This is a genomic window from Aeromicrobium sp. (assembly GCF_014378035.1).
Classification (GTDB): domain Bacteria; phylum Actinomycetota; class Actinomycetes; order Propionibacteriales; family Nocardioidaceae; genus Aeromicrobium.
In genome coordinates this window covers 1-5,165 of record NZ_JACMOM010000386.1, presented here as the reverse complement: position 1 = coordinate 5,165, position 5,165 = coordinate 1, and the positions used below count along the sequence as shown (strand labels likewise).

5 protein-coding genes and 1 other RNA gene are annotated in these 5,165 nt (G+C 66.5%); all 6 read right to left on the bottom strand.

What is annotated here, in order from left to right; all coding sequences use genetic code 11:
- Nucleotides 1-32 precede the first annotated feature (32 nt).
- Nucleotides 33-401: a transfer-messenger RNA gene (ssrA, locus tag H7290_RS20610) on the bottom strand.
- A 177-nt stretch (nucleotides 402-578) separates the two neighbouring features.
- Nucleotides 579-1,955, bottom strand: a complete 1,377-nt coding sequence (locus tag H7290_RS20605) for an MFS transporter (protein WP_290515891.1) — start codon at nucleotides 1,953-1,955, stop codon at nucleotides 579-581.
- Nucleotides 1,952-2,839, bottom strand: coding sequence for an amidohydrolase family protein (locus H7290_RS20600; RefSeq protein ID WP_290515890.1), 888 nt, complete (start codon nucleotides 2,837-2,839; stop codon nucleotides 1,952-1,954). The genes H7290_RS20605 and H7290_RS20600 overlap by 4 nt, the downstream gene beginning before the upstream one ends.
- Nucleotides 2,839-3,315, bottom strand: a complete 477-nt coding sequence (gene smpB, locus H7290_RS20595; RefSeq protein ID WP_290515889.1) for an SsrA-binding protein SmpB — start codon at nucleotides 3,313-3,315, stop codon at nucleotides 2,839-2,841. The genes H7290_RS20600 and smpB overlap by 1 nt, the downstream gene beginning before the upstream one ends.
- Before the next feature lie 62 nt (nucleotides 3,316-3,377).
- A complete protein-coding gene (locus tag H7290_RS20590; protein ID WP_290515888.1) occupies nucleotides 3,378-4,634 on the bottom strand; it encodes a M23 family metallopeptidase in 1,257 nt (418 codons plus the stop codon).
- A gap of 80 nt (nucleotides 4,635-4,714) precedes the next feature.
- Nucleotides 4,715-5,165 (bottom strand): FtsX-like permease family protein (locus H7290_RS20585; protein WP_290515887.1); only part of this gene is annotated, 451 nt, incomplete at its 5' end.

Here is a 5,165-nt window from a genome sequence, read left to right as displayed (position 1 = left end):
GCCCCATGCTGGGGCGACGGGGCTTCCGTCATTCGTGGAGCTGCCGGGAATCGAACCCGGGTCCTATGGCGCTGAGTCAGGGCTTCTCCGGGTGCAGTTCGTCTGACGCTTTTCTCAGCCCCGGCGCTCGGACAAACGCGTCGCCGACAGGCTCAGCCGCAGAAAAGTCCCGACCACACGCTGCGACGCCGTGTGATCAGCAAGTCCCCTAAATGAGACTGGCGATCCGGAGCGGGAACGCCCCCGGGCCAGCCCTTCACCTATCGCTTAAGCAGCGAGGGCGAAGTCAGTGCGCTTTGAATCGGCACTTGTTGGTTTCCAGAGATCGTTTGAGAGATAACCCTGGATCCTCTACCCGCTTCACCTGAATCGAACGACCTTAGTCGAAACCGATCAGCCCCTCTTGAGTTGTCAATCGCTGCCGAAGCAACACCTTTAGTCTACTCCCCAGGTACGACAACGGAAAAGTGTGCCGGGGGCCCTAGCTGCACCGACCTTCTCGATGAGAGACCAACCTCTCGTCTCCACGCCGGTCGACACGAGCCGGGTGCCCCGCACCGACGACAGGAGGCGGCCCGCTACGCGCCCGACGTCAACGCGCGTGGGCTGACCTTCGGGCCGTGGATCAGCAACGCGGCACAGGTGGCCGCAACCACGAGCATGCCCACGCACATGAGCATCCCGGTGTTGAATCCCGGTCCGAAGACGGCCGGGTCGGCAAAGTCCTTCCCCGCAATGCCGGCAAGGGGCGGTATCGCCGCCACCGCGAGCAACGATGCCGTGCGGGCTACAGCGTTGTTGATCCCCGAGGCGATACCGGTCTGCGAGTCGGGCGCAGCAGCCAGCACGGCCGTGGTCAGCGGTGCCACCAGAAGGGTGAGACCGGTGCCGAAGACGATCGACCCCGGCAGCACGTCGAGCACGAAGCTCGTGCTCTCGTCGATTCGCAGCCAGAGGAGCATCCCCGTGGCTGCCACGAGAGGGCCGAACGTCATCGGCCAGCGCGGCCCGATCCGTGAGCCGAGGGCGCCGGCTCGCGAGGAGAACAGCAACATGATGATCGTCATGGGCATCGTCGCGAGGCCGGCCTCCAGCGGGGAGAATCCGGCGACGTACTGCAGCTGCAGCACCAACAGGAACAACGAAGCGGCCAGGGCACCGTAGATGGCGAAGGTACAGATGTTGGCCGCCGTGAAGATGCGGTCGGCGAACAGGCTGAGCGGCACGAGCGCGTGTGGCGTCACCTTCTGGTGGATCACGAACACCACCATCAGCATCCCGCCGATCGCGGCGGGCAGCCACCACTTGTCAACGAGTCCGTAGGTCAGGGCCGCCAGCCCAGATGCCGCGAGTGCCGATCCGCCGAGGTCGAGATTCTTCTGCTCACCCCTGGTCTCCGGGACGTGCTTGACCGACAGCCAGATCACCGTCGCGGCGAGCGGGACGTTGAGCCAGAAGATCGACCGCCACCCGACGGCGTCGACGAGGGTGCCGCCCAACAGCGGACCGATTGCCGTCGTCACACCGGCCAGACCTGACCACAGGCCGATCGCGCGGCCGCGGTCCTCAAGGACGAACGATGCCGAGATGATCGCCAGGCTGCCGGGTGTGAGCAGGGCGGCGCCCACGCCCTGCAGTCCACGGGCCACCACCAGCACCTCGATCGTCGGCGACACCGCACACAGCATCGAGGCGATGGCGAACCATGAGACGCCGATGACGTACACCCTGCGCCGACCGTGCCGGTCGCCCAGCGCCCCACCGACGAGGATCAGCGCGGCAAGCGTCAGCGTGTAGGCGACGATCGTCCACTGCAACCCCGAGACCCCTCCGTGAAGGTCACGGTCGATCGCCGGGAGCGCGAGCCCCACGATCGATCCGTCAAGGAAGGCCATGCCCGAGCCCAGGATCATCGCCGCGAGCAGCCACCGTCCCTGCGTGCTCGCGAGCCTCACCCGTTGACGCTGAACAGCTCGGCGCCGTTGTGCCAGAGCACGCTCCGCATCCAGTCGTCGCCGAGGTCCAACCGCTCGAGCGCCTCGACCTGGTGCGCGTAGGCGTACGGGATGTTCGGGAAGTCTGTGCCGAACAAGATCTTGTCCTGCATCCCGCGCAGCCGAGGGAGTATGCCGTCAGGCACAGGCAGCCCCCAGAAATCGACGAACGCCATCGTGGTGTCGAGCCGGACGTGCTGGTATTGGTCGGCCAGGTCGAGGAACTCGGCGAACTCGGGCATGCCGAGGTGCGCGATCACGAGCGCGAGGTCGGGATGACGCGACAAGACGTCGGCCACCGCATCCGGCCCGGTGTGCGCACCCGGGGAGGGACCCGATCCGGCGTGCAGGACAATCGGCGTTCCGCTGTCAGCCAGCGCCCCCCACACTGGCTCGAGCAACGGGTCGTTGGGCGCGAAGTCACCCACCTGGACGTGAACCTTGAACACCTCGACACCCGCAGCGATGAGGGCAGGCACGTAGGTCTGCGCCTCCGGCTCGGGGTAGAACGTGGCGGAACGCAAGGCCCCGGGCGTCCGCGAGGCGAAGTCGAGGGTCCAGTCGTTCATGAACGGTGCAATGCCCGGCTTGTGGGCGTACGACAACGCCGAGAACTTCGTGACGCCCACCGACCGCAGGTGCTCGACATTCTCGTCGTCGGTGCCCCGGTAGCGGATCGGCCACTCGCGGCCGAGCAACGGCCCGGCGGAGTCGAAGTACGCCCGCACCTTCGCCGTGATCTGCGGCGCCATGAAGTGGGTGTGCACGTCGACGATGCCCGGCAGCCCCAGCTGCGCAACGTATGCGGGCAGGTCCTCATCACGCGAGGGCGTCGAGCCGTCCATCAGTGCATGCCCTTGAGCCGCCGCCCGTGGTCGCGCTCGGCCTCACGAGTGGCCGTCCGCTCGGCGATCGCGTGGCGCTTGTCGTAGGTCTTCTTGCCGCGCGCCAGAGCAATCTCGACCTTGGCGCGGCCGTCGACGAAGTACAGCGAGAGAGGAACGATCGTCAGACCCTTCTCGGTCGTACGCCTCTCGATGCGGACAATCTCCTGGCGGTTGAGGAGCATCTTGCGGCGGCGGCGGGTCTCGTGGTTTGTCCAGGTGCCCTGCGTGTACTCCGGGATGTGCACGTGCAGCAGCCACGCCTCGCCGCGCTCGATCTCACCGAAGCCGTCGACAAGGGATGCTCGACCGGCACGCAACGACTTCACCTCGGTCCCTGTGAGGACCAGACCGGCCTCGAAGGTGTCCTCGATGTGATAGTCGTGGCGCGCCTTCCTGTTCTGCGCAACGAGCTTGCGCCCGGTTTCCTTGGCCACCCGCCCATTGTGCCACCCGGACGCGCATCAGCCGCGAGCCCGTCGTCCCCGGGGATCGGGAGCTATAGCCAGCCGATGGGGTTCACCGTGAATCCGTTGGCGATCACCATGAAGTGCAGGTGGCAGCCGGTGGAGTAGCCCGTGGTGCCGGAGTAGGCGATGAGCTGACCGCGCTTGACCTTGCTGCCGCTGCTCACCGCGAAGCGCGAGAGGTGGTTGTAGGTCGTGACCACGCTGACGCCTCGCTTGACCCCATTGTCGAGGATGACCCGATTCCCGTAGGCGGCGTTGAAGTACTGCTGGATGATCGTTCCGCCGGCCGCCGCATGCACCGGGGTACCGCACGGGACGCCGAAGTCGGTACCGTCGTGCAGCTTGTAGACGCCGGTGACAGGGTGCTTTCGCATGCCGTACGGCGAGGTGATCGGGCCGTTGACCGGGTAGGACAGCGTCCCTCCCTTGTCACCACCGGAGCCCTTGCCGCCGCTCTTGACCCGTTTGGGCGCCAGCGCGCGGAGCTGGGCACTCAGGCGGGAAGACTCTGCCACCTGCTCGCGGTACCGGCGATCATCTTCGCGGCGCGCCTGACCGGCGGAGTTGCGTGCTCCCGTACGGGCGACCACGAGCTCGGTGACCTGCTGGGCCTGACCCTCGGCCGCCACCTCCAGACGATTCTTCTCCACGAGGTTGGCCGCTGCCTCCTCGCGCTGACCCTTGACCTCGTCCCGGAGCTTCTTCACCTTCTGGCGGTTCAGCTTGAGGATGACTCGCGTCGAGTCGAGCCGCTGCATCGTGGCGACCTGGTCGTCGCTCACGGCATGGTTGAGAGTGACCTCCTCGGCGAACGCCCCCGGATCCTCACCCTGCAGGAGCCCGCTGAATGCCCGAAGTCCCGGGTCGCCTGACTCGATCTGCTCGACGGCGAACTGCTCGACAGCGCGCTCGGACGTCCGGAGGTCCTTCTGACCCTTGTCGAGCTTGGCCCGCGCCACCACGAGATCCGCCTGGCTCTGGTCGAGGCGGGCCTGCATCTGCGCGTCCCGCGCCTTCGCGGTCGCGAGCCGACCGCGCGTTCCACCAAGCGTCGCCTGCGCGGTGTCAAGCTTGCCCTGCGCGGCCTTGAGGGCGGTAGCCGCCCGGACGAACTCCTTGGTCGACGCGTCGAGGTCCTTCTTGGCATCGGCCGCTGCGCCGCTCGCCTGCCTCTTCTGCTTCTGGAGGTCATCCTTCTTGTCGGCGAACGACGGCGACGTCAGGGTGGCGACGAGAACCGTCGCGAGCAACGCTGCGAACGCCGCCTTGCGCGTGCTGGTGAACATGACCTCGACCTTGGGAGAAGGTTCTTCGGGTTCCGAAGACTGCCGATGTAACTGTGAAGCCCGACTTTAGGCTACCAACATCAGACGTCAAGGTATTTGCGCGTCAACAGGAGTGTCGGTATCAGGGCCAGCAGCAGCGCGAAGACGGTCGTGAGCCCCACGACGTGCACCGCGTCACCCCACCCGACCCACGTGGTGATCTGCCCAAGGGTGTTGCGCAGGTAGCCGTAGACGACGAAGTACATGAAGCCTGCGAGTCCGGCCCCCGCGAGGGCCGCCGATATCAGCGCCGCCAGCATCGACTCGAGGATGAACGGCAGCTGGATGTGCCAGCTTGAGGCACCGACCAGTCGCATGATGCCGATCTCCCGCCGTCGCGCGTACGCCGTCATGCGAATCGTCGTGGACACCTGCAGCACGGCGGCGACCAAGAGCATCGCCGCGACCGCGAAGGCACCGATCTGCAGCTTGTCGAGGGCACTGAACAGGGGCCCCAGCAACTTCTTGAGCGACGTGACGCTGCCGACCCCG

Excerpts from the sequence above, each read along its gene's own strand:
- H7290_RS20590 (WP_290515888.1), bottom strand. The coding sequence starts at position 4,634 with ATGTTCACCAGCACGCGCAAGGCGGCGTTCGCAGCGTTGCTCGCGACG.
- H7290_RS20600 (WP_290515890.1), bottom strand. The coding sequence starts at position 2,839 with ATGGACGGCTCGACGCCCTCGCGTGATGAGGACCTGCCCGCATACGTT.